Origin of the sequence: Globicatella sanguinis NBRC 15551 (assembly GCF_001552295.1) — a bacterium.
Lineage (GTDB): Bacteria > Bacillota > Bacilli > Lactobacillales > Aerococcaceae > Globicatella > Globicatella sanguinis.
This window is the reverse complement of sequence record NZ_BCQX01000153.1, coordinates 1-4094: the sequence shown is the minus strand read 5'-3', so window position 1 is coordinate 4094 and position 4094 is coordinate 1. Positions and strand designations below refer to the sequence as shown.

General features: G+C 36.9%; 3 protein-coding genes. All 3 read right to left on the bottom strand.

Features of this window, described 5'->3' with window-relative positions; translation table 11 throughout:
- Positions 1-453: 453 nt before the first annotated feature.
- From pepF to GSA01S_RS09495, 3 genes are read right to left on the bottom strand one after another with little or no spacing between them, the layout of a single operon-like run.
- The gene (pepF, locus tag GSA01S_RS09505) at positions 454-2259 is read right to left on the bottom strand and encodes an oligoendopeptidase F (RefSeq protein WP_066126957.1); all 1806 of its coding nucleotides are present in this window, start codon (positions 2257-2259) and stop codon (positions 454-456) included.
- Entirely contained in the window at positions 2256-3434 is a 1179-nt protein-coding gene (locus GSA01S_RS09500; protein ID WP_066126954.1) for a pyridoxal phosphate-dependent aminotransferase, read from the bottom strand. Before GSA01S_RS09500 ends, pepF begins: the two co-directional genes overlap by 4 nt.
- Positions 3431-3916, bottom strand: coding sequence for an Lrp/AsnC family transcriptional regulator (locus tag GSA01S_RS09495; protein WP_066126951.1), 486 nt, complete (start codon positions 3914-3916; stop codon positions 3431-3433). The genes GSA01S_RS09500 and GSA01S_RS09495 overlap by 4 nt, the downstream gene beginning before the upstream one ends.
- Positions 3917-4094 lie beyond the last annotated feature (178 nt).

Here is a 4094-nt window from a genome sequence, read left to right as displayed (position 1 = left end):
CCCTTCATTATAAAACAAATGATTATTGATTACTATTTAATTATTGTGAAAATAATGTAAATTGAATATTTGTTCGTCTTTTGTTCAGGCTAAATAATGTGAATTCATTTATCTTAAGAGTGGCAAGTGATAAAAAATGATGGATTTTCGCGTCGTTTGATCGCCTCACACAGTTTGGTAACTATCAAACGAGCCTTTAAGACAGAAATCCCCTAAAATTAAGCGGCCGATCACCTGTACAATACAGGCGAAAAGCCGCTAAAAAAATCAAATCAAAAGACCTAAATTATGGGAGCAAGATAATTTTTGAAATACTCATTGTTTATTTATAAGACTTTCCCCAGTTGTTTATCTGTCTTTAGATCGTATTTTCACTTTTCTTATAGATTATCAAAAACATCTTTTTGTGATGATGATTCGATCTTAGATAAAGAGTTGTGGTAACTTTTCAAGCTAATTTTGTGTTTCTAACGCTTCCACTTGATCCAATAAACCATCGACGTATTGAATCGCACTGCACAATGCATCCGCATTTTCCATTGAAACACCTGCTTTTGCCGTCAATTCTAATGGTCCTAATGTACCACCAGCTGCTAAAACAGCTAACCAACTTTCGATGGCATCTCTTTCCCCATTAGCAATTCGTTGCCCAATTTGCGTTCCGACTGTTAATCCAGCTGAATACGTATAAGGATACATCCCCATGAAATAGTGAGGTTGACGCAACCACGTTAACTCTGCACCAGGATTAATCATGACCTCTTCACCCCAGAATTGTTCTAAGGTCTCTTTAAAGAAACCATTTAATTTTTCGGCATTCAACACTTCTTCTTGATCAACCGCTAGATAAACCTTCCGTTGGAAATCGGCTTCTAATAGGTGAGTTACCATATTGTGGAAGTAAGTACGTGCAATAAACTCTGTAATTAAGACCCGTTTTTGAGCAGCTTCTAGAGGCTGATTTAATAAGTATTGACAAGTAATCACTTCATTAGCTGTTGAAGGTGCTTCGATAAAATATAAACTTGCTTCTGGCGTCATCATTAATTGACGATCATAAGTTAAGCCAAAATGAGCCGCATGGCCTAATTCATGCGCCAAGACTAATGCTTCGCTTAATAACCCATTCCAATTTAATAAAATATAGCCTGGACCATCATAAACTGGCGAACAGAAACCACCGGTTGATTTCGTTTGATTCATTGGAAAATCGATCCAACGTTCATCAAAACTACGTTTTACAATCGATAAGTACTCTTCACCAAATACCGCGAAGACTTCTTCCATCATTTTACGCACCTCAGCAATCGAAATATGTTGTGGCTCTTCCTGGGTAAATGGCATTTTAATATCAGCTAAGCTAATTGAAGCTAAGCCTTGTTCCTTTTGTAATAAGCGTGCATAACGACGCATCACCGGTGCAAATTCTGACATAATCACATCAATTTGTCGATTATACGCTTCACGAGTGACTTGTTGACTAAATAATAAATAATCAATCACGGAATCAAAACCACGTAGCGTTGCCATTTTTTTCTCAGTTTTAACATGATAAATATAGTTTGCGGCAGCGGTATGTTGGAAGGTCGCTAATCCCTTATGGAAAGAAGCCCACGCTGCATGACGAACCGCTTGATTAGGATGACTTTCATAATCATTTTCAAATGAAACAAAACTATTGTGATACGTCTTGCCATCAGCTTTAAAATCATCAAAAGTTAAATCTTGGAATTTTAAGGTTAAATAAAGTGGGTATTGACTAGATAAGGTCCCTTCTAAGCTACTTAACACCGTTTCTACTTCACCTGATAAACGATGTGGTTTTTCACGTAACAATGCTTGTAAATAGTATTGATACGGCGCTCCCTCATCGGACTTCATCACCGTTTGAAGGATATTATCGTCTAAACTTAACAGTTCTGATTCGAAAAACGATAAAGTGGCACCAAAAAATTCACTTAACGCAGGCAATTTTTGATAGTTTTCTTCATTATCAGCGTTCAGCTTATCCGCTTCATATCCTAAGGACCCATAACCATAAATTTTGGACAATTGGCGTTTAATTTGTTCCAAATTGGCTAATGACTCAATAATGATTGCCTCGTCCGTTAATTTCCCTTGATATTGTTCTTGAAAGTTAGTCACGTACTCTTTCACTTCTGCAACTGCTGCTTGATATTCAGCTTGATTTTTAAATAATAAGCTTAAGTCCCATGTCTCTGCGACAGGTAATTCTGTTCTTAATGGTAATTTACTCAATTTAGATTTCCTTTCATTTCAATAATATATTCTTCGATACGTTGTAATGCAATTTTTAATTCGGCAATGGAATAAGCATAAGAGATACGAACAAAGCCTTCTCCACTATCCCCAAAGGCGGTACCTGGTACGACCGCAATCTGTTTCTTATGGAGTAAATCCATCGCAAATTCCTCTGAAGTCATACCAAATTGCGAAATATTGGGGAAAACATAGAAAGCACCCAAAGGTTCAAAGCAGGGAATACCAAGACGTTCGAACTCAGATAATAAATAACGGCGACGTTGATTATAGCTTTCGCGCATCTCTAGAACATCCTGTTCACCTGAACGCAAAGCTTCTAAACCGGCATACTGACTCATGGTAGGAGCTGCCATAATGGTAAATTGATGGATTTTGGTCATTTGTTGGAGAATTTCTTCAGGACCAGCACAGTAACCTAAACGCCAGCCCGTCATAGCATAAGCTTTAGAAAAACCATTGATGTAAACCGTACGTTCAGCCATTCCAGGTAAGCGAATGATACTGACATGTTCTTCATCTTCGTTATAGGTAAGGCGATCGTAGATTTCATCCGTAATCACTAAAAGATCATGCTCAATTATTAAATCGGCAATTGCTTCTAAGTCTTCTTTTGCCATGACTGCCCCAGTCGGATTATTAGGAAAGGATAAAACGAGTGCTTTGGTCTTATCAGTGATAGCCGCCGCTAATTCTTCTCGAGTTAAACGAAATTGATTCTGTTCTTTTAGTGGAATAGCCACCGGAACGCCGCCCGCTAATTCAATCGTTGGCAAGTAGGACACATAACAAGGCTCTGTAAAGATGATTTCATCTCCCGGTTCAATCGTTGCCCGAAAAACCAAATCTATCGCTTCACTGCCACCAACGGTCACTAATACCTGTGTGTCAGGGTTATATTTTACACCTTGTAAACGAAAAATATTTTCAGCTATTGCGGTTCTTAATTCTAATAAACCTGCATTGGCTGTATAGAAGGTACGTCCTTTCTGAACGGTATATATTCCTTCATCACGTACATGCCATGGTGTATCAAAATCGGGTTCTCCTACACCTAATGAAATAACATTTTCCATTTCATTTGCTAAATTAAAAAAACGACGAATCCCAGACGGTTTAATAGCTTGTACTTTTTGATTTAGAAAACTTCTCATGAAATAAACTCCCTTTTATCATGTTCTTTTTCAATAAATAGGGTGTCATGATCTTTATATTTTTTCAAAATAACATGAGTAGCCGTTGACTGTACCTCTTCAATGATGGATAAACGCGAAGAAACAAAATTCGCAATTTCACGAATCGGTGCTTTTTGCATTTCAATTAAGAAATCATAGCCACCAGAAGTTAAATACATGGCTTTGACTTCTGGGAAATTATAAATTTTTTCCGCAATCCGATCAAAACCTTGTCCTCTTTGTGGATTTACTCGCAATTCAATAATCGCTGAAACCATATCACTGTTCGTTTTTTCCCAGTTCACTAAAGTAGTATAACCACAAATAATATTCTTCTCTTCTAATTCTTTAATCGTTTTGGTAATGAACGCTTCGTCTTCACCTAATAACACCGCAATTTCTTGGTGAGTTAAACGACTATCACGTTCTAGGAGTTTCAGGATTTTTTCATTAATATCCATCATTGATTCCTTCTTTCTTATTATATTGACAATAATTATATCAGAATATAGTAAGGCTGGGCAAAGACTTTTTAAATTCTGTTCAGGAATATCTATTTAATTCAAAGCGCAGTGGTTGAGTGGTCTCAATCTGCGTCTTAATGAGATTGAACATAAATTTAAAAAATTCAGTCAAATT